The sequence below is a fragment of the Actinoplanes sp. SE50/110 genome (genome assembly GCF_900119315.1).
Taxonomy (GTDB): domain Bacteria; phylum Actinomycetota; class Actinomycetes; order Mycobacteriales; family Micromonosporaceae; genus Actinoplanes.
Map to the genome: position 1 here is coordinate 1,729,526 of NZ_LT827010.1, position 25,209 is coordinate 1,754,734.

Consider the following 25,209-nt stretch of genomic DNA (forward strand, 5'->3'; position numbering starts at 1 on the left):
TCGGCTGTGCCGCGGGCCGGGTCGGCGCCGGGCTGTTCCGTTCCTGCGGCATCGGTCGAAGGTCGAACGGCCCCTCCGGCGCCCGCCCGCCGCGAGTCGGGAACGCCTCGGCCGGCGCGGGACGCGCGCTGCCGTAGGCCGGCGACACGGGCCGCGACCCGTCTCCGGACCGCCCGGCCTCGGGCATCGCCCGTCGTCCGGCACCGAACCCGGATTCGTGTTCGGGCCGCGCCGGATACGCCTCGGGCCCACCGAACCGCTGCTGCGCCTGACCGGACTGCTGCTGCGCCTGACCGGACTGCTGCGGCCCACCTGCTTGCGGCGCCGACATGGGCCCGCCGGGGTGCGGAGGCACCGGCCCGCCGGGCCCTTGCGGCCCGCGCGGCCCCGCCCCGCCACCGGGCATCTGCGCCCCACCACGAGCCGCCCCCGGCTGCTGCCCAGCGCTGTGCTGCCCGCCTCCGTGCTGCCCAGGGTTCTGCGCACCGAAATCGCCGGCCTCACCAGGCGCGCCGGAAAAGCCGGAAAAGCCGGAAGAGCCGGAAGAGCCGGAGAAACCGGACCCGTCGGCAACGCCGGGAACATCCGAGGCACCAGGCCAGCCGGCCCCATAGGCGCCCCGTCCCGGACCCGCCGGAGCCTGCCCCCCGAACGCGTCCCCACGCCACTGCTGCTGCTGAGGCTGCCCACCCCAGCCCTCCTGCCCCCGCTGCCCGGCCTGCGGCACCCGAGCCGCCCCGGACCGCCCCGGCGACACCGGCGCCGCCCGCCCCGGCGACACCGGCGCCGCGGATCCGGGTCCTCGCCCGGGCGTCATCGGCACCGACGGCGCGGCTCCCCACCCGTACATCCCACGTTGCGGTTCCCCGCTGTACGGCCGGTTCCACGCCGGGTCGTCGCGCGAGTCGCGGGGGCTACCCGCGTACCGCTGCGGTTCCTCGTCCGGGGTCCGCCCGTGTCCGTGCGCCGCGGGACCGCCGGGACCGGGGACGCCCGGCGCCGTCTGTCCGCGGTTGGCTTCGTAGACCGGTGTGTGCACGGCTTTGCGCCGCCCCGGGTCACCGGGATAGCGCTGTCCGGAAAGCGGCTCCCACTCCCAGGTGATCTCGTACACCCACGCCGGTTCGTCGTCCCAGCCGTCCGCGCCCGGGCGGGAGCTCCAACCGTTCATCGGGCGACCGGGCCCGGCGATTGGCAACGCTCCGTCACGGCGAACTCCAACGTGTGATTAATCGGGCCGTGGCCGACCGGGGACCCGGGTACAGTCTCCCGGCTCCACTGCGGGTCAGTGAAAGGAGATTAGCGGCGTGGCCGGGAAGGACGCCAGCGTGCTCACGATCTCTCCGGATGGTCCGTTCCGGGGATGGACCACTACTTTCGGTGCACTGGTGGGGTCGGGTTTCCGGCGCTACACCACCTATCGTCAGGCCACCATGGCCGGAACGTTCACCAATGTGGTGTTCGGCTACCTGCGCTGTTATGTGCTGCTCGCGGTGGCGGCCGGCACACACGGGGGACGCCCGGGAGGGTATGACGCCGAGCAGCTCGCCACGTACGTGTGGCTGGGTCAGGGACTACTGAGTGTGGTCATGTTGTGGGGCTGGTCGGAGCTGGCGGAACGGATCCGGACGGGTGACGTCGCGGCCGATCTGTTACGTCCAGTCCCCCCGGTGACCGCTTATCTGGCCGCTGACCTGGGCCGAGCCGCCCACGGCATGCTCACCCGGTTCGTGGTGCTGCTCACCGTCGGCGCGCTGTGTTTCCCGATGCGGGCGCCGGCGCGCTGGCAGACGGCTCCGCTGTTCCTGCTGTCCGTGTTGCTCGCGGTGGTGGTCAGCTTCGGCTGCCGCTATCTGGTGAACGCCACCGCGTACTGGTTGCAGGACGCGCGTGGCCCGATCATGTTCTGGACGCTCGGCGCCGGGGTGCTGGGCGGTCTCTATTTCCCGTTGCGGCTGCTGCCGGGCTGGCTGGCGGCGGCGCTCCGGCTGGGCACCCCGCTGCCGAGCATTCTGCAGTCGCCGTTGGATGTGGCCGCCGAGCGGGACGGTCCGGGCCTGCAGCTGGCCCTGGTCGGGGTCCAGCTGTGTTGGGCGGTGGCGTTGCTGGCGCTGGCCGGGTTCGTGCAGCGCCGGGCCGAGCGTCGCCTGGTGGTGCAGGGTGGGTGAGCTGCGGGCGTATGTCGCGCTGGCGGCCGCGCAGGCCCGGTCGGTGCTCTCCTACCGGGCGTCGTTCCTGGTGGAGCTGCTGGCGAACGTCGGTGCGACGGTCTTCGACGTGCTGACCGTGCTGGTGCTGTTCCGGGCGACGGACCGGATCGGCGGGTTCACGCTGCCCGAGGCGTTGCTGATCACGGGTCTCGTCTCGGCCGGGTTCGCGCTGGCCGATTTCGCGGTGGGCAACGTCGACCGGCTGAAGGTGTATGTGCGGGCCGGGACGCTGGACGCGGTGCTGGTCCGGCCGCTGGGCGCGCTGCCGCAGCTGCTGCTGATGGACCTGCCGATCCGCAAGCTGCTGCGGGTGATCTTCGGGTGTGGCGTGCTGGTGGTCGCGGTCCGGCTGAACCACATCGCGTGGACGCCGGGCCGGGTGGTGCTGGTCGCGCTGTCGCCGCTGGCCTGCGCGGTGTTCGTCGGCGCGATCTTCGTGATCAGCGCGAGCCTGGCCTTCTGGTGGGTGGATTCGGGGGAGCTGGGCAGCGCGTTCACCTACGGCGGGCGGGATTTCGCGTCGTATCCGATCACGGTGTACGGCCCGTGGTTCCGCGGCCTGTTCGCGTACGGCCTCGGTTTCGCCTTCGTCGCCTACCAACCCGCCCTGGCGCTGCTCGGCCGCCCGGACCCGCTGGGCCTGCCGGCCTGGGCCGGCTTCGCCGCACCCCTGGTCGCGCTGGTCGCGGCCGCTGTCGCCGCCGCCGTCTGGCGGGTCGGCATCCGGCATTACAGGAGCACCGGATCATGATCAAGACCAAGGATCTCCGCAAGGATTTCGCGGTACGCGTGAAGAACGGCCGTTTCCGCCGGGAGAAACGCGTCGTCGAGGCGGTCGGCGGAGTGTCGTTGACCATCGAGCCGGGCGAGATGGTCGGGTACATCGGCCCCAACGGGGCGGGCAAGTCCACCACGTTGAAGATGCTGACCGGGGTGCTCAGCCCGTCCAGCGGCACGGTGGAGGTGTGCGGTCTGCGCCCGGTCCCGCAGCGCACCCGGCTGGCGCTGCGGATCGGCGTCGTCTTCGGCCAGCGTTCGCAGCTGTGGTGGGATCTGCCGCTGCACGAGTCGTTCCGGCTGCTGCGGCACATCTACCGGGTGCCCGCCGCGGAGCACGCCGCCCGCCTGCGCCGCTGCCGTGACCTGCTGGATCTGGACGCGTTCCTGGACACCCCGGTCCGGCAGCTGTCGCTGGGCCAGCGGATGCGCGGCGAGCTGACCGCCGCCCTGCTGCACGGCCCACGGGTGCTGTTCCTGGACGAGCCGACGATCGGTCTGGACGTGGTCAGCAAGCAGGCGGTCCGGTCGTTTCTGGCCGAGCTCGGCGCGACCGGCGATGTGACGCTGGTGCTGACCACGCACGACCTGGCCGACATCGAGCGGCTCTGTGAACGCCTGGTGGTGATCGATCACGGTCGGGTGGTGCACGACGGTTCGATCGAGGCGCTGCACGCCCGGTACGGTTCGCGCCGCAGCGTGGTCGCCGACCTGACCACCCCGCTCCCACCCGATTTCGCGCTGCCCGGCGCCACCCTGACCGGGGTCGAGGCGGACCGGCACCGGGTCACCTTCGCCCTGGACGACATCACCGCGGGCGCGGCGGTCGCGGCCCTGGTCGCCGCCGTGCCGATCCGCGACCTGTCGGTCGTCGAGCCGGACATCGAGGACGTGGTCGCCCGCCTGTACGCCGGGTAGCCATCCGGGTGCGGGATGGCGGTCCGGCTCGGGGGCCGGGCGCGCGGGCCGATGGTGACCGCCATGAGACGTCGTACCCTCGCCGCCGCCGCGGCCGCCGCGCTCGTCGCCTCCGGAGTGCCGACCGCGGCCCGGGCCGCCACCTCCGGCGCCGGTGTGCTGAACGGCTCCGCCGAGCGGGACCTGACCGGCTGGACGGCCACCGCGCAGGCCGGTGCGGTGGGCCTGCGCCGGGTGTCCGGCCTGCGGGGCGCCCCGGCCGGCACCGCGGTGGAGCTGAGCCGGCCGGCCGCATCCGGTGCGTGGGCCTACGCGCTCGCCGCCCAGAACGTCTCGTTCGTCGCGGGGCGCACCTACCGGATGACGGCCTGGGTGCGGGATGTGGCCGGCGGCGGTGGCCGGTTCGGCATCCAGCTGGCCAACGGCGCCTGGGAGCACCGGCCGAGCGGCGTCGCCGAGTTCGTCACGCTCGGCGGCACCGGGTGGCGCCCGGTCACCCGGACGTTCGTGGCCACCTCGGCCGGTTGCCCGGACACCGCGTTCTATCTGAGCCTGCCGGCCGATCGGGCGTTCACCCTGCAGGTGACCGCGCTGTCGGTGACCGCGGTCGCCGCGCCGGTGCCGCCCCGGGTGAGCGGCGCCCCGGCCCGGGTGCTGTCGTTCGCCGGGCCGGCCGGGTCGGCGCCGGACGCCGCCGTGTGGAACCACGATGTGGGTGCCGGTCTCTGGGGCAACGGCGAGCTGGAGACCTACACCGCCGATCCGCGGAACGCCGCGCTGGACGGGTCCGGGCAGCTGACCCTGACCGCCCTGCGGGCCGGCACCGGGTTCACCAGTGCCCGCCTGACCACCAAGGGCAAGGTGTCGATCCCGGCCGGCTCGTACGTGGAGACGGCGCTGACCGCGCCGGTCGGGGCCGGTGTCTGGCCGGCCTTCTGGCTGCTCGGCACGGCGATCGACACGGTCGGCTGGCCGGCCTGCGGGGAACTGGACGTGTTCGAGGGCACCGGCGCACAGCCGACCCTGGCGAAATCGGCGGCGCACCTGGCGGACCGGACCGATCCCGGCCGGGACCGGCAGTACGGCTGGGGCGAGGGCGGCGCCACCACCGACCTCGGCATGCCACTGGACGTCGCGCCGCACCGGTTCGGCGTCTATTTCGACGCGTCCGTGGTGCGCTTCTACGTCGACCGGGCGCCCACGATGACCCTGTGGGCCTCGGACGCGAACGCCTCCGGCCGGGTCTGGCCGTTCGGCAAGCCGCACTACCTGCTGCTCAACATCGCCGTCGCGGGCGACGTGGACAGCTCGGCGACGGTTTTCCCGCGCACCATGACGGTCGGGCCGATCGCGGTGTGGCGCGGCGGCGTCCCGTTCTAGCGGCTCAGATCTTGGCGCCGAGCTCGACCTTGGGCTTGGGGACCCGCATCCGCCGGAAGGTCAGGCCGCGCATGATGCCGTACAGGTAGAGCGAGCCCAGCCGCTGCGTCGTGTCCGGGAAGCGGGCGGTGACCGCTTTCTTGATCCGGCGGGCGATGAACACGCTGTCCACCACGACGGCGAGGGCGAGCAGTGCCCACAGCAGGTTGCTGGCGAGCTGGACCGACTGGTTCTTGATCACCGAGCCGACCATCACGACGATCGCGCCGGCGATGAAGAACGAGCCGATGGTGCGCCGGGAGTCGACGATGTCGCGGACCAGGGACCGCTCCGGACCGCGGTCGCGGGCGAGCAGGAAGCGCTCGTCGCCGTTGCGCATGCCCTCGGAAGCCTCGGCGCGCTCGGTCCGCTGCCGCTCGCGCATCAGTTTGAGCGCTTCCTTGCGGTCGGCCGGCGCCGCCTCGACCCGGCGGCCCTGCGGGGCGCGCTTGGGGGTGACCACGCCCAGCTCCTTCTTGCTGGGCGTGTAGTTCTTGCGGCGATTGTCGTCGGACGGCGTCTCGGTCACCGAGGCGGTGGCGTCTTCGACGAGGTCGGCTGGCTTGCGGCGAAACAGCGGGGACACGACACGAGCGTAGCCAAACGGCGCGGTGTGTCGTACACCGCGCCGTTGATCGACATGAAAAAGCAGCTCAGGGGCGTTCGACGTGGGCGCCGAGGGCGGCCAGCTTCTGCTCGAAGTCCTCGTAGCCACGCTTGATCAGGTTGACCCCGTAGACCCGTGAGGTGCCCTCGGCGGCCAGCGCCGCGATCAGGTGCGCGAAGCCGGCCCGCAGGTCGGGGATGACCAGGTCGGCGGCGTGCAGCTTGGACGGGCCGGCGATCACCGCGGAGTGCATGAAGTTGCGGCGGCCGAACCGGCACGGGGTGCCGCCGAGGCAGTCCCGGTACACCTGGATGGTGGCGCCCATCGAGTTGAGCGCCTCGGTGTAGCCGAGCCGCTGCTCGTACACCGTCTCGTGCATGATCGAGATGCCGCGTGCCTGGGTCAGCGCGACCACCAGCGGCTGCTGCCAGTCGGTCATGAAGCCGGGGTGCACGTCGGTCTCCAGCGCCACGGCCTTGAGCTCGTTGCCGGGATGCCAGAACTTGATGCCGCCCTCGGCCCCGGTCACCCCGTGCCGGGCCACCCGGTCGTCGGTGATCTTCAGCTCGCCACCGATGTTCCGGTACACGTTGAGGAAGGTCATCATGTCGGCCTGCCGGGCGCCGAGCACCTCGATCTCGCCGCGGGTGGCGAGCGCGGCGGCGGCCCAGCTGGCGGCCTCGATCCGGTCCGGGATCGGCTTGTGCTCGTAACCGTAGAGGCGGGGCACGCCCTGGATCTCGATCACCCGGTCGGTGTGCACCGTGATGATCGCGCCCATCTTCTGCAGGATGCAGATCAGGTCGATGATCTCGGGCTCGATCGCGGCGTTGCGCAGCTCGGTGACGCCCTCCGCGCGGACGGCGGTGAGCAGCACCTGCTCGGTCGCCCCGACGCTCGGGTAGGGGAGTTCCAGCTTGGCGCCGTGCAGCCCGTTCGGAGCGCTCAGATGCATGCCCTCGGGCGTCTTGTCGACGACCGCGCCGAATTCGCGCAGCGCCTTGATGTGGAAGTCGATCGGCCGCGGGCCGATGTGGCAGCCGCCCAGGTCGGGGATGAACGCGTGCCCGAGCCGGTGCAGCAGCGGGCCGCACAGCAGGATCGGGATCCGGCTCGAGCCGGCGTGCACGTTGATCTCGTCGGTGCTGGCGCTCTCCACATTCGTGGGGTCCATCACCAGCTCGCCATCCTCGGCGCCGTCGCTGACCTTGACGCCGTGCAGGCCGAGCAGGCCCCGGACGACCTCGACGTCGCGGATGCGCGGGACGTCGTACAGGCGGCTCGGTGACTCGCCGAGCAGCGCGGCGACCATCGCCTTGGAAACCAGGTTCTTGGCGCCACGGACCCGGATCTGTCCCTGCAGCGGCGTGCCGCCGTGCACGATCAGGACATCGTCGGTCAACGTAACCTCCAGCCGGTGGGCGTGTTGTGCCCGAGGGGAATCGAGGGGGCGGAACGCGGGTGGGGGTACCCGCTTCCGCAACCGGGGAAGCATAGCGCTGAGTGACAACTCCGCCAGTCCACGCGCGGCCCGAAAACCGAGTAGCCGGGCAATCACCCTCCGGGGTGAAATCTCCCGGCTACGCAGCGTTACGGCAGGGCGAGCATCTGATCAAGCGCGACACGGGCCTCGCGGGCGGTCTTCTCGTCGACCGTGATGACGTTCGGCACCCGGCCGGCGACCAGCTCCTCCAGCGTCCAGACCAGGTGGGGGAGGTCGATCCGGTTCATCGTCGAGCAGTAGCAGACCGTCCGGTCGAGAAACATGATCTGCTTGTCCGGGTGGGCCAGGGCGAGCCGGCGCACCAGGTTCAGCTCGGTGCCGACCGCCCAGGCCGAGCCGGCGGGCGCGGCGTCCAGGGCCTTGATGATGTACTCCGTCGAGCCCACCTGGTCGGCGGCGCGGACCACGTCGTGCCGGCACTCCGGGTGGACCAGCACGTTCACCCCGGGGACCCGCTCGCGCACCTCGCGGACGCTGTCGAGGGTGAACCGGCCGTGCACCGAGCAGTGCCCGCGCCACAGGATCATCCGGGCGTTGCGCAGCTGCTCGTCGGTCAGTCCGCCGTGCGGCTTGTGCGGGTCGTACAGCACGCAGTCGTCGAGGTCGAAGCCCATCTCCAGGACCGCGGTGTTGCGGCCCAGGTGCTGGTCGGGCAGGAAGAACACCTTGGAGCCCTGCTCGAACGACCAGTCGAGAGCGCGCTTGGCGTTCGACGAGGTGCAGACCACACCGGAGTTGCGGCCGACGAAGCCCTTGATGTCGGCCGACGAGTTCATGTAGGTCACCGGGACGATGTCGGTCGCGATCCCGAGATCCTGGAAGTGCTCCCAGGCCGTCTCCACCTGACCCAGCACCGCCATGTCGGCCATCGAGCAGCCGGCCGCGAGGTCGGGCAGGATCACCCGCTGCTCCGGCTTGGTCAGGATGTCGGCGCTCTCGGCCATGAAGTGCACACCGCAGAAGACGATGAACTCCGCCTCCGGCCGGGCCGCCGCCTGCTGGGCCAGCTTGAACGAGTCGCCGGTGACATCGGCGAACTGGATCACCTCGTCGCGCTGGTAATGGTGCCCGAGCACGAACACCCGGTCGCCGAGTGCGGCCTTGGCCGCGGTGGCGCGGGCCACCAGGTCGGGGTCGCTGGGTGCGGGCAGATCGCCGGGGCAGTCCACGCCCCGCTCGCTCGCCGGGTCGGTGCCTTTGCCGAGAAGCAGCAGCGCGACGGGGGTGTTTGCGGGTTCGGTCCAGGTCGACGTCACGCTGAACATCGTTGCACAGGGCGTGGGACGGTAGCTGCGCCCGCGGGGCGTGTGCTGCCACACTGCCGGGGTGCGCGTACTGATCTGTCCGGACAAGTTCGCCGGCACCCTGTCTGCCCCGGAAGTCGCCCAGGCGATCGCCGACGGGTGGTCCGTCCCCACCGACGAGCTGGTGCTGCGGCCGATCGCGGACGGCGGCCCCGGCTTCGTCGAGGTGCTGGCCACCGCGCTGCCCGGCCGCCGGATCCCGGTCCGCACGGTCGACCCGCTGGGCCGGCCGGTGGCGGGCGAGATCCTGTACGCGAACGGGGTCGCCTACGTCGAGAGCGCCCAGGCCTGCGGCCTGCACCTGCTCACGACCGAAGAGCGCGATCCCACCACGACCACGTCGTACGGGCTGGGCCTGCTGCTGACGGCCGCGGTGGAGAGCGGCGCCGCGCAGGTGGTGATCGGCCTGGGCGGCTCGGCGGTGAACGACGCCGGGGCCGGCATGCTCGCCGCGCTCGGCGCCGCCCCGCTGGACGAGGCCGGATACGCCCTGCCCTACGGCGGCGCCGCGCTGATCGCCGCGGCCGCGCTGGGCGGTGTCCCGCGGCTGCGCCAGGTCGCCCTGGTGGCGGCCACCGACGTGGACAACCCGCTGACCGGCCTGCACGGCGCGAGCAACGTCTTCGGCCCGCAGAAGGGTGCGACCCGCCAGGACGTGCTCCGTCTCGACGCGGCCCTCGGGCACTTCGCCGGCGTACTGGAGAAGGCCTTTGATCTTGAAGATCTGGCGATCCGGCCCGGTGGCGGGGCGGCCGGCGGGATCGGTGCCGCGCTGATCGCCCTCGGTGGCCGGGTGACCTCGGGGATCGGTCTGGTCAGCGACCTGGTCGGGCTGGACCGGGAGCTGGACGCGGCCGACCTGGTGATCACCGGGGAGGGCAGCTTCGACCATCAGTCGCTGCGCGGCAAGGTGGTGGCCGGGATCGCCGGGGGTGCCCGTGACCGCGGCCTGCCGTGTGTGGTGCTGGCCGGCCGCAACGAGACCGGGTACCGGGAGGCCGCGGCGGCGGGCGTGACCGAGACGCACACCCTGGTGGAGCATTTCGGTTCGGTCCGGCAGGCGATGGCGGAACCGGCGCGTGGCCTGCGGGAACTGGCCGAACGGATCGCCGCCCAGTGGAGTCGCTGATCTCAGTGGGCCCGGATTGGGAATCTGCGGGAATGGGGTTAGCGTTGCCTGGTACGGCACATGACCGCACCTGGCAGGGAGATACCTAGTGACCACTGAAGCGCACACCGAGTCGACCGAGGCGACCGCCCCGACCGGCGTCATCCTCACCGACGTCGCCGCGGTGAAGGTCAAGGCCCTGATCGAGCAGGAGGGGCGCGACGACCTGCGCCTGCGCATCGCCGTACAGCCCGGTGGCTGCTCCGGCCTGCGCTACCAGCTCTTCTTCGACGAGCGCTCGCTCGACGGCGACGTCGTGAGCGACTTCGACGGCGTCGAGGTCGTGGTGGACCGGATGTCCGCGCCTTACCTGGCGGGCGCCACCATCGACTTCGCCGACCGGATCGACGCGCAGGGCTTCACCATCGACAACCCGAACGCGGGCAACTCCTGCGCCTGCGGCGACTCGTTCAGCTGATCCACGTACTGCCGAGCAGGCCGTCCCGTTCACGGGGCGGCCTGTTCCGCGTAACCGCCCGGTAGTCTCCATCTGTAACGACCCCTGTTCCCCACCTCTAAAGGGCCGCCATGAAGATCGCCGTCACCGGCTCGATCGCCACCGACCATCTGATGCACTTCCCGGGCCGGTTCGCCGACCAGCTCATCGCCGACCAGCTGCACAAGGTCTCGCTCTCGTTCCTCGTCGACGACCTGGTGGTGCGCCGCGGCGGTGTCGCGCCGAACATCGCCTTCGGGATGGGCAAGCTCGGTCTGCGGCCGATCCTGCTGGGCGCGGTCGGCGCCGACTTCGCCGACTACCGGTCCTGGCTGGAGCGGCACGGGGTGGACTGCGGCTCGGTGCACGTCAGTGACGTGGCACACACCGCGCGATTCGTCTGCACCACCGACGACGACCTGAACCAGATCGCGTCGTTCTACGCCGGCGCGATGAGCGAGGCCCGCAACATCGAGCTGGCCCCGGTCGTCGACCGCCTCGGCGGCATCGACCTGGTGCTGATCAGCGCCAACGACCCGGCCGCGATGATCCGCCACTCGCAGGAGTGCCGCACCCGGGGTTACCGGTTCGCCGCCGACCCGTCGCAGCAGTTGGCCCGGATGGACGGCTCGGACGTGCTCAGCCTGATCCGTGGCGCCGACTACCTGCTCACCAACGAGTACGAGCGCTCGCTGCTGGAGACCAAGTCGGGCCTGTCCGGTGACCAGGTCCTCGACGAGGTCCGGATCCGGGTCACCACGCTCGGCAAGGACGGCGTCGAGATCACCGGCAAGGGCATCGAGCGGATCCACGTGTCGGTCGTCCCGGACGTGATCGGCGAGGACCCGACCGGGGTCGGCGACGGCTTCCGGGCCGGCTTCTTCTCCGGCATCTCCTGGGGCCTCGGCCTGGAGCGCTCCGCCCAGGTCGGCTCGCTGGTCGCCGCGCTGGTGCTGGAGACGGTCGGCACCCAGGAATACGAGATCCGGCCCGCCGACTTCGGCAAGCGCTTCGCCGCGGCGTACGGCGAGGCCGCCGCCGCCGAGATCGCGCCGCACCTGCCGGCCTGAGGATAGAAACAGGAACATGGTTCTCGCGGTTTTCGCCGGCCTCCCCGGGGTCGGCAAGAGCACCCTGGCCGCGGCCGTCGCCGCCGAGCTGCCGGCCGCGGTGCTCGCGGTCGACACCGTCGACTTCGCCCTGCAGCGGTACGCGGTGCACGAGCCGCGGCCCGGCTACGCGGCGTACGGCGTGGTCGCGGCCCTGGCCGAGGCGCAGCTCCGGATCGGCCACCACGTGATCATCGACGCGGTCAGCCCGGTGAAGGCGGCCCGCGACCTCTGGGTCGAGCTGGCCGACCGGATCGGGGTGCCGTTGCGCGTGGTGGAGGTGGTGTGCGGTGACGACGCCGAGCACCGCCGCCGGGTGGAGGCGCGCTACGAGACCCGCGACCACGAGGGCGTGCCCGACTGGGTGCGGGTGCTGGAACGCCAGTCGGAGTACGAGCCTTACCTGGGTCCGCGCCTGGTGGTCGACACCCACCTCGCCCAGGACCCGGCGCCGCAGGTCGTCGCGTACCTCAGGTAGTCCTTCGCACGTCGAACCGCTGGCCGTGGCCGGCGACGAACTCCTGGCCCTTCATGCGGCACCAGGCGGGGATGTCGTTGGCCGCGGCCGGATCGTCGGCGAGCACCCGGATGATCTCGCCGATCGCCACCCCCGGCATCGCCCTGGCCAGCCGGATGATCGGCAGCGGGCACTTGAGGCCGAGGCAGTCCAGGGTGATCAGAACCCGGCCTCCTTCCGGATCTCGGCGACCAGCCCGGGCAGCACCGCCAGGAACCGTTCGACGTCGGCCTCGGTGGTGCCGCGGTGCAGCGACACCCGCACGTTGCCGTGGCTGAGCACCCCCATCGCCTCCAGCACGTGACTGGGCCGCAGCGTCGAGGCGGTGCACGACGAGCCGGACGAGACGGCGAACCCGTGCCGGTCCAGCGCGTGCAGCAGCGTCTCGCCATCCACGTACAGGCAGCTGAAGGTGACCAGGTGCGGCAGCCGTTCGACCGGGTCGCCGACGATCTCCACGTCCTCGACGGTGGCCGCCACCCGCTCCCGGATCCGGTCCACCAGGGCGCTCAGCCGCACCGCCTCGGCCCGCGCCTCGGCGGTCACCGCGCGCAGGCTGGCCGCCGCCGCGACGATTGCCGGCAGGTCGGCGGCGCCCGGCGGACGGGGGCGATAAAGATCATCCTGTGGGGTGGGTGAGATCCACCGCACTCCTTTGCGGACCACCAGCAGGCCGACGCCCGGCGGGCCGCCCCACTTGTGCGCGCTCGCGCTCAGCAGCGACCAGCCCGGCGGCACCGGGATCCGGCCGACGGACTGGGCGGCGTCGACGAACAGAGGTATCCCCGCCTCGGCGCAGTATTCCGCGGCGGCGGCCACCGGCTGCACCGTGCCGGCCTCGTGACTGGCGCTGATCAGGCTGGCCAGGGCCACCCCGGGGGCGGCCACCGCGGCGGCCCACGCGGCCAGGTCGAGCCGGCCCTCACGGGTCACACCCACCTCAACGGCCTCAGTGGTGGCGGCCGCGTGCAGCACAGTGGAGTGCTCGATCGCGGAGTGCACCAGCACCCGGCCGGCCCGCCGGCGGCCGGCCAGGCCGCCGAGCACCGCCGCCTGTGCCGCGGCGGCGCCGGAGGGCCAGAACGAGAGCTCGTCGGCGCGTACGCCCAAAAGGTCCGCGACCACCGACGTGGCCGCCTCCTGCAGCTGCTGGGCCCGGCGGCCCGCCGCGTAGAGGCGGGCCGGATCGGCCCAGCCGTCGGCGAGCGCCGCGAGCATCGCCTCCCGGGCCACCGGATGCAGCGGCGCGGCGCTGGCCGCGTCCAGGTAGACCGGCGGATCGCCTGTGTAATCCACAGAGGGAACGGTATCGTCCGATTGTCTGGGGAATCCTCAAGGTCTCGCGTGAGGCCCCCGGTGGCGGGTGGCCCGGCGCTGGTCGAGTAGTGTGCGACCGTCGGTGAGCCTTGCCGCCAGGTGTCCGTTTCGGGCGACGGCGGCGCTGCTAAGGAGGCAGAAGCAGGTGGGCGCAAGGAGTTCGGCCACACGGCCGCGGGCGATTGGCCGGGCGGCCGGGCTGGGTCTCGGCGGCGCGATGCTGCTGGCGCTGCTCGCCGGTTGCTCGGTCGAGGACGTCGGGAGCAAGTTCGGCCACTTCGGATGGCCCGGCCGGGGTGTCAGCCTGCAGGCCCACGAGATGTACGACCTGTGGATCGCCTCGGTGATCGCCGCGCTGGTGGTCGGCGTCGGCGTCTGGGGCCTGATCTTCTGGTGCGTGATCCGGTATCGCAAGCGCGGTGACGAGCTGCCCGTGCAGACCCGGTTCAACATGCCGATGGAGGTCCTCTACACGGTCACCCCGGTGCTGATCGTCGCGGTGCTCTTCTACTACACCGCGATCGTCCAGACCGACGTGGACAAGCTGTCGAAGAACCCCGACCAGATCGTCCAGATCACCGCGTTCAAGTGGAACTGGGAGTTCGACTACCGGGACGGCATGGGCAAGGACGCGCACACCGTCGCGTCCACCGTGGGCTCCTCGGACGTCATCCCGATCCTGGTCCTCCCGGTCGGCGAGAAGATCCGCTTCGAGGAGACCAGCAAGGACGTCATCCACTCGTTCTGGGTGCCGGAGCTGCTGTTCAAGCGCGACGTCATGCCCGGCAACATCCGCAACGTGTTCGAGGTGACCCTCGACAAGGAGGGCCGCTACGTCGGCCGGTGCGCGGAGCTCTGCGGCACGTACCACGCGTTCATGAACTTCGAGCTGGTCGCGACCAGCCAGGCCAAGTTCGACCAGTTCCTGGCGGCGAAGAAGGCCGGCCAGTCGACGCAGGACGCGCTGAGCGCGATCGGCGAGCAGCCCTTCGCGACCAAGACGCAGCCGTTCGACACCCGCCGCGGCACGCACACCTGGAACCAGAGCGGCAGCACTGTCGCCGCGGGGAAGTAGGGGTTACGACGTGAAGACCGAATACAAGATCTTCCTGGGTGTCTCCCTGTTCCTCTTCGGGGCAGCCACCGTCTACGGCCTGTACACCAAGGGCCAGCAGCACCAGACCGAGTGGGTCGGCACCGTCGCGCTGATCCTGTCCGGCCTGCTCTGCTCGATGTGTGGCGGCTTCTTCTGGTTCGTCGCCCGCCGCATCGACCTGCGCCCCGAGGACCGTGAGGACGGCGAGATCGCCGAGGGCGCCGGCGAACTGGGCTTCTTCAGCCCGGGCAGCTACTGGCCGTTCGGCATCGCGTTCTCCGCGGCGATCGCCGGTCTGGGCCTGGTGTTCTGGATGTGGTGGCTGCTGGCGTTCGGCCTGCTCTGCGTGATCTTCACGGCTTGCGGGATGCTCTTCGAGTACTACAGCAGCACCCGGCAGCCCGCGGAGCACTGAGCTCCGTCCGGTCTCCGGTGGCCCGCGTTCCCCTCCGGGGAACGCGGGCTTCCGCCTTTTCCGGGGTCGCCGGCCGGCTTGCGGCCCGCCGGCGTTCCGGTTCACTCGATCGCCGCGGTACGCCGTCAGCCCGGTGGCCGCCGCGGGGCGGGCCCGCAGCCGCGGGGCGGTCCGGTGCCGCGGGTCAGGCGGCGGCGGTGCGCTGATGCGGGGCGATGCGCCGCGGGCCCTTCGGCTCCATCCACAGGTGGACGACGATCGGGGCGACCACCTCGGCGGCACCGCAGCGGGTGCAGACCAGCTCGGGACAGTCGTCGTGCCCGTCGTCGCAGGGCGGTGTCTCGAACAGCATGTCGCCGTCGCAGATGACGCAGCGCAGTTCACGTTCGTGCACGGGCTTCTCCTTCGTCGGGAAGGTGGGATTACCCGAATGTCCTTCAGACGTTGTCACGCCCCGCGGGTGATTCCGAGCATCACCGGCGGTGTGTTGCAGTCTTTTTCCAGATTTTTCAGCAACTAGTGCCCTCAAACCACCCATTCTGTCGCAGTCGCTGACCGCCCCTGAGCGCGTTCCGCGGGTCCGGGTGAGGTTCCGGCCCCGATGGACGCCGTTCCGGGGCGCAGGCGACCGCTGGACGTGCCCTGGCTGCCTACCGGGGCCGGGGCGGGGATGACGGCGTACGCCGGTTATTCGGCGGTCTTGGCGGCTCGAGCGGCGGTGACCCAGCGGTCCAGCAGCTTGGTGGTGGCGCCGGAGTCGATCGCCTCGGCGGCACGGGCGATGCCGGCCCGCATGGTGTCGCGGAAATCACCGGGGAAGCCGCCCTGGGCCGCGAAAGCGGCCGCCGCGTTGAGCAGCACCGCGTCCCGGACCGGGCCGGACTCGCCGGCGAAGACCCGGCGGGCCACGTCGGCGTTGTAGGACGCGTCCCCGCCGCGCAGCGCGTTCGGCTCGCTGCGGGCCAGGCCCAGCTCGGTGGCGTCGACCAGCATCTCGTCGACCCGACCGTCGCGGGCCAGCCACAGCCGGGTCGGCGCCGCCGTGGTGAACTCGTCCAGACCGTCCTCACCGCGCATCACCAGCGCCGAGTCACCGCGCAGGGCGAAGACCGAGGCCATCACCGGGGCCATCCGCGGCTCGAAGCAACCGACCGCTGCGGCGCGTGGGCGGGCCGGGTTGGTCAGCGGGCCCAGCATGTTGAAGAAGGTGGGCACGCCCAGCTCACGGCGGGTGACCGAGGCGTGCCGCATGCCGGGGTGGTACCGCGCGGCGAAGCAGAAGCCGATGCCCGCCTCCGCGACCGTCCGGTTCACCCCGGCCGGGCCGAGGTCGAGCGGGATGCCGAAGTGCTCCAGCAGGTCGGCGGTGCCGGTGGTGGAGGACGCCGACCGGTTGCCGTGCTTGACCACGGTCACCCCGGCGGAGGCGGTGACGATCGCCGCCATGGTGGAGATGTTCACCGTGTTGGCCCGGTCGCCGCCGGTGCCGACCACGTCGACAGCGGCGGCCCGGGTCTCCGGCGGCAGCTCCACCAGGGTGGCGGCCGACAGCATCGCCTCGACCAGGCCGGCCAGCTCGGCCGGGGTCTCGCCCTTGGCGCGCAGCGCCACGGCGAACCCGGAGATCTGGACCGGCGTGGCGTTGCCCGCCATGATCTCGCTCATCGCCCAGGCCGTGTCCGCGGCGGCGAGTTCCTCGCCACGCAGCAGGGAACTCGTCAGATTCGGCCAGGTGCGTGCGCCCATGGCGGGGCCTTTCGTCGGGGGGTGTGGTGCGGTGGTCAGGTGCGGGGGAGGGCGCCCAGCGGGACCACGCCGGAGCGGCGGGCGCGGAGCAGCCCGGCCACCGTCTGGCCGGTGGTGACCGGGTCGAGCGGGGCCAGCAGGGTCGCGTCGACCTGCGAATACGCTGCCAGCCAGCGATCCGCCGCGCGGGCGATCACGACGCAGGTGGGCGGCGGGTCCGGATACTCGTCCTTGGTCTGCCGGGCGATGCCGAGCCCGCCGGCGGGGGTCGCCTCACCGTCGAGCACCATCAGGTCGATCTCGTAGTCGTCCAGCAGTCGCCGGCACTCCTCCCAGGTGGAGGCGTCGGTGAACTCGACGGAGAGATCGGCCGCCGGACGCGTGCCGATGGCGAGCCGGATCCGGTCGCGCACCGCGGCGTCGTCGCTGTATAGCAGAACCGTGTACTGGGTCGTGGCTGTGTCGCTCAACTTTGTGCCCCACTTCACCTCGGAGGTCCCGCCGATCGTATCGGATCTGTTATCCGGCCTCGGGGCCCGGGCGATCCGTGTTCGGCGGATCTGTGATCTTGGCGGCCGCCGTGGCCTCCTCCATCTCGACCCGGTCCAGGGCCCGGTCGATCCGGCGGGCCTCCCGCTCCGACTGCTTGATCCACTGCATCACCAGGATGCCGAGCATCGTGACGCTGACGATCTCGCCGCCGGCCCACAGGATGCCGCCCGCGGTGACCTGGTCGGCATGCGGATCCATCCAGCTCAGGTGCAGGCTCGGGTACCAGTCGCCGCCGAGCAGGTCGGAGGCCTGCATGATGGTCAGCCCGAGCACCGTGTGGAACGGCACCGACAGCACCATCAGCAGCGCCCGCCCCGGGTACGGCCAGCGGTTGGGCAGCGGGTCCAGGCCGAGCAGCGGCCAGAAGAACAGACACCCGGTGATCAGGAAGTGCACGTGGATGAACTCGTGCAGCCAGGCGTGCTCCAGCGTCTGCCGGTACAGCGGCGTGAAGTAGAGGATGAACGGGTTCGCGACGAACAGTCCGAACGCGACCAGCGGGAAGGTCAGCACCCGGACGAACCCGCTGTGCACCACCGCGAGCAGGGCCTTGCGCGGCTGCGTGGGCAGCACCCGCAGGGCCAGCGTGACCGGCGCGCCCAGGGCCAGGAAGATCGGGCCCACCATCGACAGCACCATGTGCTGCACCATGTGCACCGAGATCAGCGTGGTGTCGTAGCCCTCGATGCCGGTCACCGAGACCGCCGCGATCGAGCCGAGTCCACCGGCGACGAACGCCGCCACCCGGCCACCCGGCCAGTGGTCGCCGCGCTGCCGCAGCCGGTGCACGCCGTACAGGTAGAGCGCCGCGGCGACCAGCAGACCCACCGCGATCAGGCTGACGAAGTGGAACCGGGTGAAGATCGCGGCCGCGGTGAAGGGCGGGAGTCCAGTATCCCCGGACCCGTCCGCCAGCGAGGCAAATTCGACTGACTGCACCCTTGAAAAGCTAGACCTACCCCCTGGTCACCGAATATTGCGGGCGGCTCGCCTGACCGGATTGGGGACCCCGCCTGACCTTAGGCCTACCGCGGGGGAATAATGAGCCCGTGACAGCGGCAGCCATCGACAAGAGCCGGATCCACTCGCTCACTCGGCCGAACATGGTCAGCGTCGGGACGATCGTGTGGCTCTCCAGTGAGCTCATGTTCTTCGCGGCGTTGTTCGCCATGTACTTCTCCATTCGCGCGGCCGCCCCCGGCATGTGGGCGGAGCACACCAGAGAGCTCAAGATCCCGTACGCCACGACCTTCACCACGATCCTGGTCCTGTCGTCGGTGACCTGTCAGCTGGGTGTCTTCGCGGCGGAGAAGGGTGACGTGTTCGCGCTGCGGCGCTGGTTCACGATCACCTTCGTGATGGGCCTGATCTTCGTGCTCGGCCAGGCGAACGAGTACCGCAACCTGGTCCACGAGGGCGTCAAGCTCAACGGTGACGGGTACGGCTCGATGTTCTACCTGACCACCGGGTTCCACGGTCTGCACGTGACCGGCGGCCTCATCGCCTTCATCATCTACATGATCCGAACGACCATGGGGCGCTTCACCCCGGCGCAGGCCACGTCCGCGATCGTCGTGTCCTACTACTGGCACTTCGTGGACGTCGTCTGGATCGCTCTGTACGCCATGATCTATTGGCTGAAGTGACCGCCGCCGACATCCGCTGAGCTTCAGGTTCAATCCAGAGGGACATAAGCCCATGACTTCTGACACCCCCGCCCGCAGGCGCGCCCGGGTGTTCTCCCGGCGCCGCGGCGCGCCCAGCCGGGCACGCCGCCGGGTCGGTGCGGCGGTGCGCATGCTCGCGGCGCTCGCGCTCGCCGGCGGCGTCTACACCGCCTTCACCCCTGGCGCCTTCGCTGAGGACAACAGCCAGCTCTCCACCGCCGCGCAGCAGGGCAAGGAGCTCTTCGACAACAGCTGCATCACCTGCCACGGGCGGGACGGTCAGGGTGTCCAGGACCGCGGCCCGAGCCTGATCGGCGTCGGCTCGGCCTCGGTCGAGTTCCAGGTGGGTACCGGCCGCATGCCGATGACCCGCCAGGAGGCGCAGGCCGAGCAGAAGAAGCCGCAGTTCACCCCGGATGAGATCAAGCAGATCGCGCAGTACATCCAGGAGATCGGTGGCGGCCCGCAGATCCCGACCGGCGAGCTGGTCGAGAACCTGAAGAACAACCCCGAGGCCCTGGCCCGCGGCGGCGAGCTCTTCCGGAAGAACTGCACCTCCTGCCACAGCTTCACCGGCGCCGGTGGTGCGCTCTCGTCCGGCAAGTACGCGCCGAGCCTGCACGACGCCACGGCGGAGCAGATCTACGCGGCCATGCTGACCGGCCCGCAGAACATGCCGGTCTTCGGTGACAACCAGCTCACGCCCGACCAGAAGCGCGAGATCATCACCTACATCACGCAGCAGCTGCAGCAGAACAAGGACCCGGGTGGCGTGTTCAACCTGGGCGGTTACGGTCCGGCGACCGAGGGCTTGGCGATCTTCCTGGTCGGGATCACGATCCTGGTCTTCACGTCGCTCTGGATTGCGGGGAAGTCATGACAGCGCACCACGGCGTCGCCGGCGAGCCGGTCGACGTGACCGATCCGAAGCTGACCCGCTTCGACATCGTCAAAGAGGGCCTGCGGCGCGACGACATCGAGATCGTCACGTACGAGTCGCAGTTCCCGGGTCCGAACTCGAAGGCCGAGCGGCGCATGGTGCGCAGCATCTCCTTCCTGTTCATCTTCTCCGGCCTGGCCGCCCTGGCCTTCCTGGTCTTCTACATCGTGTGGCCGTGGAAGTGGGCCCTGGGCACCACCAGGAGCGACTTCTTCACGCCGATCCTCGGGGTGACCCTGGGTCTGTCGCTCTTCTCGCTCGGCATCGGCATCCTGGCCTGGGCCAAGAAACTGCTGCCGCACGAGCTGTCGATCCAGCAGCGGCACGGCGACCCGTCCAGCGACGAGGACCGGCTGATCACCGGCCAGACCATGATGTACGTCGCGGACGAGCTGGGGGTGCAGCGGCGCCCGCTGCTCAAGGGCGCGATCGGTCTCGGCCTGGCCCCACTCGGCCTGGCCGCGGCGGCCCCGCTGGTCGGCGGCCTGATCCAGAATCCGCATAAGGGTCCGCAGCAGATGATGGACCACACCGGCTTCGACCCGGTGCCCAACGGCGGCAAGCCGGTCCGGCTCACCCGGGAGGACGGGACCCCGATCCGTCCGGAGGACGTCAGCGCGGGCGGTCAGATGACGGCCTTCCCCGGCATCCCGGGCGGGGCGACCAACAGGTACGCGGACTCGCCGACCCTGCTGATCCACCTCCGTGACGCCGACGCCGCCAAGGCCCGGGCCAACGCGGACAGCGACAAGAACGGGCGCAACAAGGGCTCGATGTGGGGTAACTACGTCGCGTACTCGAAGATCTGCACCCACGCCGGTTGCCCGGCCAGCCTGTACGAGCAGCAGACGAATCGCCTGCTCTGCCCGTGCCACCAGTCGCAGTTCCTGATCACCGACAACGCGCAGCCGGTCTTCGGCCCCGCCACCCGGCGTCTGCCGATGTTGCCGCTGTCGGTGGACGCAGAAGGTTTCTTTGTGGCAACGTCTGACTTCAAGGACACTGTCGGACCCGACTTCTGGGAGCGGCCGTGAAACGCCGAAAGCTAGATCCAGCCGAGGCAACAGCCAACTTCGCCAAGGGCGTCGATGACCGCTTCCAGGCGGCCACCCCGCTCCGGGCGCTCCTGAACAAGGTCTTCCCCGACCACTGGTCGTTCCTGCTCGGGGAGATCGCCCTCTTCTCGTTCATCGTGCTGCTGCTCAGCGGTGTGTTCCTGACCCTCTTCTTCGATCCCACGATGAAGGAGGTCACCTACCACGGGTCGTACCTGGGCCTGCACGGCGTGCAGATGTCCGGCGCCTACGAGTCCTCGCTGAACCTCTCGTTCGAGGTGCGCGGCGGTCTGTTCATGCGCCAGATGCACCACTGGGCGGCGTTGCTGTTCATGGCGTCGATCGTGGTGCACATGGCCCGCGTGTTCTTCACCGGCGCGTTCCGCAAGCCGCGTGAGATCAACTGGGTGATCGGCGTCCTGCTGTTCCTGCTCGGGTTCTTCGCCGGCTTCACCGGTTACTCGCTGCCGGACGACGGCCTGTCCGGCACCGGTCTGCGCATCGCCTCGGCGATCATGCTGTCCCTCCCGGTCATCGGCACCTGGCTGTCCGCCTCGATCTTCGGTGGGGAGTACCCCGGCGAGCTGATCATCGGCCGGTTCTACATCGCGCACGTGCTGCTCATCCCGGGCATCCTGCTCGCGCTGATCAGCGTTCACCTGGGCATCGTGTTCAAGCAGAAGCACACCCAGTGGCCGGGCCCGATGCGGACCAACGAGAACGTGGTCGGCGAGCGGATGTTCCCGCGGTACGCGATGAAGCAGGGCGGCTTCTTCATGGCGGTCTTCGGCGTGATCGCGCTGATGGCCGGCCTCTTCCAGATCAACCCGATCTGGCTGTTCGGGCCGTACCTGGCCTCCGAGGTCTCCTCGGCCTCGCAGCCCGACTGGTACGTCATGTTCATGGACGGCCTGGTCCGTCTGATGCCGAACTGGCAGATCTACATCCCGTTCGGCGACGGCTACAGCATCCCGCCGCTGTTCTGGCCCGCCGTGGTCGGCCTCGGCGCGCTGTTCACGCTGCCGATGCTCTACCCGTGGCTGGAAGCGCGGAAGCTGAAGGACAACCGGTCGCACCACCTGCTGCAGCGTCCCCGGGACAACCCCGAGCGCGTCGGCATCGGCATGATGGCCTTCACGTTCTTCCTGGTCGCCACGATCTCCGGCGGCAACGACGTGATCGCCGACAAGTTCCACATCAGCCTGAACGCGATGACCTGGGCCGGCCGCATCGGTCTGCTGGTCCTGCCCCCGCTGGCCTACTACGTCTCGATCCGGATCTGTCTCGGTCTGCAGCAGCACGACCGGGAGGTTCTGGCCCACGGCGTCGAGACCGGCATCATCAAGCGCCTGCCGAACGGGAAGTTCGTCGAGATCCACCAGCCGCTCGGCCCGGTGGACGAGCACGGGCACCCGATCCCGCTGGAGTACCGCGGCTGGGTCGTGCCGAAGAAGATGAACAAGATCGGGGCGCTCGCGCCGGCGGTCAAGGGCTTCTTCTTCCCGATCGAGAAGCCGGCCGAGGCGCCGGTGTCGCCGGCTCCGATCGGCGCCACCAAGCGCGAGGAGATCACCACCAAGCGCTGAGATACGCAGGAGATCGGCCCGTCGGCTTCCGCCGGCGGGCCGATCTTTTTTCCGGGTTCGTCGGGGTCAGGGCAGCCAGCCGCGGTAGAGCAGCTGATCGGGGAGCTGGGCGGCCAGCTCCGTCCAGGCGGTGTGCCACCGGCGCCGGATCGTGGCGGGAGGCCATGGGTCGCCACGCAGTTCCGGCGGGATGAGCGGGTCCTGTCGCATCGCCAGTTCCCACGCATCGGCCAGGCGCAGCTGGCGCAGCAGCACGGCTCGGGTGTCGGCGCCGGGCCGCAGGGAACCGGCCAGCTCGACGGCCCGGTCGGCGACGGCGTACCGGTCGATGATCGGCGCCGCCGGCCAGAGCATCTCGGCGATCTCGGCGGGGTCGGTCACCCCGCGCACGTCGAGGTCGGTGGCGATGGCCCGGAACAACGCGCCGGTGCCGGGAGTGTCCGCGCCCGGAGTGCCGGCGACGGTGGCGCTGGTGTCGAGAGGGCCGAGCATCGCGCTCAGGTCGTGCGGGCTGGCGTAGAGACCCGTGGAGACCGGCGCCGCCCCGGCAGCCAGAAGGTCACGGCGCATGGCGTCCCGGGCGGCGCGGTCCGTCTCCGGAACGCTGACCGCGAGCAACCGCCACCGGCTGTCCCACGGGGCCTGCCCGCGGTCCTGGGCGAGGGCCAGGTGCAGCGCCAGCCGGTCACGGCGCAGGCGCTCGCGTCCGGTGGCGGTCAGTGCGAGGGTGCCGCGGCGGCCCCGCCCGGACTGGGTGACCTCGCCGGCGGCGACCATTCGCCGGATCGTCAGGCGCACCGGCTGGTCGTCCAGCCCGGCGGCGTTGGCGGTGTCGTAGAGCTGGTCCAGTGCGGCCGCGCCGTCGGCGGGCAGGAACGCCTCGACGACGGTCCTCGGAGCGGGTGTCACGCGCTGATCCTCTTCCGCATCGTGGTGAAACGCTCGAAGCCGTACAGATGCCGCAGAGTGCCGATCGATCCCTTGCTGACCGGCTGGTATCCGAGCCGGCGGTACAACGCCTCGGCGCGAGGGTTGGTGTCGACGACCGAGAGCTGCACCCACCGGGCATGCTGCCGACGGGCCTGTTCCTCCGCGGCGGCCAGCAGAGCGGATCCGATGCCGCGTCCGCGCAGCGCCGCGTCGACGGCGACGCCGTCCAGCAGGAGCACGCCGGCTTGCGGGTGTCGCTCCAGCGGGGCGAGGGCCAGCAGCGCGCGCAGTGCGCTCGCCCGGCCGGCCTGGGGTCGGAGGCGGGACCACGAGAGGTCGGCCGCGCCGTGCCCGTCCCGGTGGAAGCCGCACACCCCGGTCACGGCGCCGCCGGCCCGGGCGATCAGCATCCGGTCGGGGAGCAGCGCAGCCGTCACCCGGGTGACGCCGGTGGCCTCGTCGCGGAACGCGAGGCGCAGCTTGCGCCCGAAGGCCGCCCAGTACAGCAGGCCGACCCGGGTTCGCTCGGCCTCGGTGAAGCCGGATCCGATCTCCAGTGTCATGGCTCGATTCTATCGTCTAATCTACGACCGTGCGAAGGAAGATAGTTTTTGCGGTCATCACGACAGTGGCCGCCGTGATCGGTGTCGGTGTGGCCGTCCTGCTCGCCGGCAACGACTTCCGGATCGACGTGCGGCGGCTCAGCGTCCCCGGGCCGGCCGGTGCGCTTGACGCCGTGCTCACCACGCCGGCCGGCGGCGTGCCACGCGGCCTGGTGGTGATGATCCATGGTGACGGGCCGGTGGAGGCCACCCACGACGGGCTGTACCAGCCGTGGTTCGAGGCCGCGGCGGACGCCGGGTTCGCGACCCTGTCCTGGAGCAAGCCCGGCGTCGGCCGCTCGGCGGGGGACTGGCTCGCGCAGAGCATGGCCGGCCGGGCAGACGAGGCATCCCGGGTGATCGACTGGGCGCGTGGCCGGCCGGACGTGCCGCACGGGCCGGTGGTGCTGTGGGGCGCCAGCCAGGCCGGCTGGGTGGTGCCGCGGATCGTCGCCGTCCGGGACGACATCAGCGCGGTCGTGCTGGCCGGTCCGGCGGTCAACTGGCTCCGCCAGGGCCGCTACAACCTGCTCGCGGAACTGAGCCACGACGGGGCGGGCGATGCCGAACGCGACCGGGCCCTGGCGGTCAGCGATCGCACCCGGCAGCTTCTGGACGAGGGCGCGACCTATCGGACCTATCGCGCCCGCAGCGGCGACCCGGAGCCGATGGACGAGGCCCGATGGGGCTTCGTGGCCCGCAACTACACCTCGGACGCCACCGCCGATCTGCGGGCCATGGCGGGGCGGCACGTGCCGGTGCTGCTGATGCTGGGCGAGCACGACCGCAACGTCGACGTCGCGGAGACCGCGGCAACCTACCGGTCGATCCTCGGTGACCGGTATGTTGCCGTCGCCATGTTCGATGCGGTGCACTCGCTGGCCCGGCCGGTGGTGGCCGAATCGGACGCGGCGGGCCTGGTGATCGCCGTTTTCCGGCCACGGGCGCTGCTGGCGCCGGGGGTGCTGGACACCTACCGCGATCGCCTGGAACGGCTGCGGTGACCGTCAGTCGGCGTCGGGCAGCCCGATCGCGAAGGCGTCCTCCAGGTCATGCTTGGAGTACGCCCGGAACGCGATGTGCGACTCGGTGTTGATCACGCCGGCGGTCTTGGAGATGCGGCCGGCGATCACCTCGGCGATGTCCTCGAACCGCGGGACCCGCACGATGGCGATCAGATCGACGCCACCCGCCACCGAGTAGACCTCACTGACGCCGTCCAGGGCGGCCAGCGCCTCGGCGACCTCGGGGATCGAGTCGGTGGCGCAGTCGATGTGGACGATCGCGGTGTTCACCTGAGGTCTCCTCACCCGTGCGGCGAATGTTCCGGCACC

27 protein-coding genes are annotated in these 25,209 nt (G+C 70.9%); 15 read left to right on the forward strand and 12 right to left on the reverse strand.

The window, feature by feature from the left end; translation table 11 throughout:
- The first annotated feature begins 1,307 nt into the window (after positions 1 to 1,307).
- The 4 genes from ACSP50_RS07730 to ACSP50_RS07745 all read left to right on the forward strand — a co-directional run bounded on the left by ACSP50_RS07730 (position 1,308) and on the right by ACSP50_RS07745 (position 5,285).
- A complete protein-coding gene (locus ACSP50_RS07730) occupies positions 1,308 to 2,168 on the forward strand; it encodes an ABC-2 family transporter protein (protein ID WP_014688599.1) in 861 nt (286 codons plus the stop codon).
- Entirely contained in the window at positions 2,161 to 2,961 is an 801-nt protein-coding gene (locus ACSP50_RS07735) for an ABC transporter permease (protein ID WP_014688600.1), read from the forward strand. Before ACSP50_RS07730 ends, ACSP50_RS07735 begins: the two co-directional genes overlap by 8 nt.
- Positions 2,958 to 3,905, forward strand: a complete 948-nt coding sequence (locus tag ACSP50_RS07740) for an ATP-binding cassette domain-containing protein (RefSeq protein WP_014688601.1) — start codon at positions 2,958 to 2,960, stop codon at positions 3,903 to 3,905. The genes ACSP50_RS07735 and ACSP50_RS07740 overlap by 4 nt, the downstream gene beginning before the upstream one ends.
- 63 nt (positions 3,906 to 3,968) lie before the next feature.
- Entirely contained in the window at positions 3,969 to 5,285 is a 1,317-nt protein-coding gene (locus tag ACSP50_RS07745; protein WP_157432767.1) for a family 16 glycosylhydrolase, read from the forward strand.
- A gap of 4 nt (positions 5,286 to 5,289) precedes the next feature.
- Here ACSP50_RS07745 and ACSP50_RS07750 read toward each other — a convergent pair whose 3' ends face one another.
- The 3 genes from ACSP50_RS07750 to nadA form a co-directional block, all read right to left on the reverse strand.
- Positions 5,290 to 5,910, reverse strand: a complete 621-nt coding sequence (locus tag ACSP50_RS07750; RefSeq protein WP_014688603.1) for a DUF3043 domain-containing protein — start codon at positions 5,908 to 5,910, stop codon at positions 5,290 to 5,292.
- A gap of 67 nt (positions 5,911 to 5,977) precedes the next feature.
- Positions 5,978 to 7,333 (reverse strand): UDP-N-acetylglucosamine 1-carboxyvinyltransferase, encoded by a 1,356-nt coding sequence (gene murA, locus ACSP50_RS07755; RefSeq protein ID WP_014688604.1) that lies wholly within the window; start codon positions 7,331 to 7,333, stop codon positions 5,978 to 5,980.
- A gap of 188 nt (positions 7,334 to 7,521) precedes the next feature.
- Positions 7,522 to 8,691: a quinolinate synthase NadA gene (gene nadA / locus ACSP50_RS07760; protein ID WP_172898733.1), complete on the reverse strand. Its 1,170-nt coding sequence runs from the start codon at positions 8,689 to 8,691 to the stop codon at positions 7,522 to 7,524.
- A gap of 70 nt (positions 8,692 to 8,761) precedes the next feature.
- Between nadA and ACSP50_RS07765 the strand changes: the two genes are divergently transcribed.
- The 4 genes from ACSP50_RS07765 (at position 8,762) to ACSP50_RS07780 (ending at position 11,930) form a co-directional block, all read left to right on the forward strand.
- The gene (locus ACSP50_RS07765; protein WP_043511020.1) at positions 8,762 to 9,868 is read left to right on the forward strand and encodes a glycerate kinase; all 1,107 of its coding nucleotides are present in this window, start codon (positions 8,762 to 8,764) and stop codon (positions 9,866 to 9,868) included.
- Between the two features lie 88 nt (positions 9,869 to 9,956).
- Positions 9,957 to 10,325 (forward strand): iron-sulfur cluster insertion protein ErpA, encoded by a 369-nt coding sequence (erpA, locus tag ACSP50_RS07770; protein WP_014688607.1) that lies wholly within the window; start codon positions 9,957 to 9,959, stop codon positions 10,323 to 10,325.
- A 110-nt stretch (positions 10,326 to 10,435) separates the two neighbouring features.
- A complete protein-coding gene (locus tag ACSP50_RS07775; RefSeq protein WP_014688608.1) occupies positions 10,436 to 11,413 on the forward strand; it encodes a carbohydrate kinase family protein in 978 nt (325 codons plus the stop codon).
- 16 nt (positions 11,414 to 11,429) lie between these two features.
- A complete protein-coding gene (locus tag ACSP50_RS07780) occupies positions 11,430 to 11,930 on the forward strand; it encodes an AAA family ATPase (protein ID WP_014688609.1) in 501 nt (166 codons plus the stop codon).
- Here the strand turns inward: ACSP50_RS07780 and ACSP50_RS07785 are convergent.
- On the reverse strand, positions 11,923 to 12,132 hold the full coding sequence (locus ACSP50_RS07785; RefSeq protein ID WP_043513718.1) for a sulfurtransferase TusA family protein: 210 nt from the start codon (positions 12,130 to 12,132) through the stop codon (positions 11,923 to 11,925). The two genes, ACSP50_RS07780 and ACSP50_RS07785, sit on opposite strands and share 8 nt — an antisense overlap.
- A complete protein-coding gene (locus tag ACSP50_RS07790; protein WP_014688611.1) occupies positions 12,129 to 13,265 on the reverse strand; it encodes a cysteine desulfurase family protein in 1,137 nt (378 codons plus the stop codon). The genes ACSP50_RS07785 and ACSP50_RS07790 overlap by 4 nt, the downstream gene beginning before the upstream one ends.
- 166 nt (positions 13,266 to 13,431) lie before the next feature.
- Here ACSP50_RS07790 and coxB point away from each other — a divergent pair, with 166 nt between their 5' ends.
- The gene (coxB, locus tag ACSP50_RS07795; RefSeq protein WP_014688612.1) at positions 13,432 to 14,361 is read left to right on the forward strand and encodes a cytochrome c oxidase subunit II; all 930 of its coding nucleotides are present in this window, start codon (positions 13,432 to 13,434) and stop codon (positions 14,359 to 14,361) included.
- 10 nt (positions 14,362 to 14,371) lie between these two features.
- Positions 14,372 to 14,797, forward strand: coding sequence for a cytochrome c oxidase subunit 4 (locus ACSP50_RS07800; protein WP_014688613.1), 426 nt, complete (start codon positions 14,372 to 14,374; stop codon positions 14,795 to 14,797).
- 184 nt (positions 14,798 to 14,981) lie between these two features.
- On the opposite strand, the gene ACSP50_RS07805 is transcribed toward ACSP50_RS07800, so the two are convergent.
- The 4 genes from ACSP50_RS07805 to ACSP50_RS07820 form a co-directional block, all read right to left on the reverse strand.
- A complete protein-coding gene (locus tag ACSP50_RS07805; RefSeq protein WP_014688614.1) occupies positions 14,982 to 15,191 on the reverse strand; it encodes a hypothetical protein in 210 nt (69 codons plus the stop codon).
- A 293-nt stretch (positions 15,192 to 15,484) separates the two neighbouring features.
- Entirely contained in the window at positions 15,485 to 16,543 is a 1,059-nt protein-coding gene (gene trpD / locus ACSP50_RS07810) for an anthranilate phosphoribosyltransferase (RefSeq protein ID WP_014688615.1), read from the reverse strand.
- A gap of 35 nt (positions 16,544 to 16,578) precedes the next feature.
- Positions 16,579 to 17,013: a hypothetical protein gene (locus tag ACSP50_RS07815; protein WP_043511022.1), complete on the reverse strand. Its 435-nt coding sequence runs from the start codon at positions 17,011 to 17,013 to the stop codon at positions 16,579 to 16,581.
- Positions 17,014 to 17,062: 49 nt separating this feature from the next.
- Positions 17,063 to 18,034 (reverse strand): cytochrome c oxidase assembly protein, encoded by a 972-nt coding sequence (locus tag ACSP50_RS07820; RefSeq protein ID WP_014688617.1) that lies wholly within the window; start codon positions 18,032 to 18,034, stop codon positions 17,063 to 17,065.
- A 110-nt stretch (positions 18,035 to 18,144) separates the two neighbouring features.
- On the opposite strand from ACSP50_RS07820, the gene ACSP50_RS07825 reads away from it, so the two are divergent.
- From ACSP50_RS07825 to ACSP50_RS07840, 4 genes are read left to right on the forward strand one after another with little or no spacing between them, the layout of a single operon-like run.
- Positions 18,145 to 18,741, forward strand: coding sequence for a heme-copper oxidase subunit III (locus ACSP50_RS07825; RefSeq protein ID WP_014688618.1), 597 nt, complete (start codon positions 18,145 to 18,147; stop codon positions 18,739 to 18,741).
- Between the two features lie 52 nt (positions 18,742 to 18,793).
- Positions 18,794 to 19,642, forward strand: coding sequence for a c-type cytochrome (locus ACSP50_RS07830; RefSeq protein ID WP_014688619.1), 849 nt, complete (start codon positions 18,794 to 18,796; stop codon positions 19,640 to 19,642).
- Complete coding sequence (locus ACSP50_RS07835) at positions 19,639 to 20,736, forward strand: ubiquinol-cytochrome c reductase iron-sulfur subunit (RefSeq protein WP_014688620.1); 1,098 nt, start codon at positions 19,639 to 19,641, stop codon at positions 20,734 to 20,736. The genes ACSP50_RS07830 and ACSP50_RS07835 overlap by 4 nt, the downstream gene beginning before the upstream one ends.
- Positions 20,733 to 22,343 (forward strand): ubiquinol-cytochrome c reductase cytochrome b subunit, encoded by a 1,611-nt coding sequence (locus ACSP50_RS07840; RefSeq protein WP_014688621.1) that lies wholly within the window; start codon positions 20,733 to 20,735, stop codon positions 22,341 to 22,343. The genes ACSP50_RS07835 and ACSP50_RS07840 overlap by 4 nt, the downstream gene beginning before the upstream one ends.
- Positions 22,344 to 22,409: 66 nt before the next feature.
- Here ACSP50_RS07840 and ACSP50_RS07845 read toward each other — a convergent pair whose 3' ends face one another.
- Together ACSP50_RS07845 and ACSP50_RS07850 are read right to left on the reverse strand one after the other, a co-directional pair.
- Positions 22,410 to 23,252: a PaaX family transcriptional regulator gene (locus tag ACSP50_RS07845; RefSeq protein WP_014688622.1), complete on the reverse strand. Its 843-nt coding sequence runs from the start codon at positions 23,250 to 23,252 to the stop codon at positions 22,410 to 22,412.
- The gene (locus ACSP50_RS07850; protein WP_014688623.1) at positions 23,249 to 23,836 is read right to left on the reverse strand and encodes a GNAT family N-acetyltransferase; all 588 of its coding nucleotides are present in this window, start codon (positions 23,834 to 23,836) and stop codon (positions 23,249 to 23,251) included. Before ACSP50_RS07850 ends, ACSP50_RS07845 begins: the two co-directional genes overlap by 4 nt.
- Before the next feature lie 74 nt (positions 23,837 to 23,910).
- On the opposite strand from ACSP50_RS07850, the gene ACSP50_RS07855 reads away from it, so the two are divergent.
- Positions 23,911 to 24,879 (forward strand): S9 family peptidase, encoded by a 969-nt coding sequence (locus tag ACSP50_RS07855; protein ID WP_231956885.1) that lies wholly within the window; start codon positions 23,911 to 23,913, stop codon positions 24,877 to 24,879.
- 3 nt (positions 24,880 to 24,882) lie between these two features.
- Here ACSP50_RS07855 and ACSP50_RS07860 read toward each other — a convergent pair whose 3' ends face one another.
- Complete coding sequence (locus ACSP50_RS07860) at positions 24,883 to 25,170, reverse strand: Lrp/AsnC family transcriptional regulator (protein WP_014688625.1); 288 nt, start codon at positions 25,168 to 25,170, stop codon at positions 24,883 to 24,885.
- Positions 25,171 to 25,209 lie beyond the last annotated feature (39 nt).

Excerpts from the sequence above, each read along its gene's own strand:
- ACSP50_RS07775 (WP_014688608.1), top strand. The coding sequence starts at position 10,436 with ATGAAGATCGCCGTCACCGGCTCGATCGCCACCGACCATCTGATGCAC.
- ACSP50_RS07835 (WP_014688620.1), top strand. The coding sequence starts at position 19,639 with ATGACAGCGCACCACGGCGTCGCCGGCGAGCCGGTCGACGTGACCGAT.
- trpD (WP_014688615.1), bottom strand. The coding sequence starts at position 16,543 with ATGGGCGCACGCACCTGGCCGAATCTGACGAGTTCCCTGCTGCGTGGC.
- ACSP50_RS07745 (WP_157432767.1), top strand. The coding sequence starts at position 3,969 with ATGAGACGTCGTACCCTCGCCGCCGCCGCGGCCGCCGCGCTCGTCGCC.
- ACSP50_RS07830 (WP_014688619.1), top strand. The coding sequence starts at position 18,794 with ATGACTTCTGACACCCCCGCCCGCAGGCGCGCCCGGGTGTTCTCCCGG.
- ACSP50_RS07780 (WP_014688609.1), top strand. The coding sequence starts at position 11,430 with ATGGTTCTCGCGGTTTTCGCCGGCCTCCCCGGGGTCGGCAAGAGCACC.
- ACSP50_RS07740 (WP_014688601.1), top strand. The coding sequence starts at position 2,958 with ATGATCAAGACCAAGGATCTCCGCAAGGATTTCGCGGTACGCGTGAAG.
- ACSP50_RS07850 (WP_014688623.1), bottom strand. The coding sequence starts at position 23,836 with ATGACACTGGAGATCGGATCCGGCTTCACCGAGGCCGAGCGAACCCGG.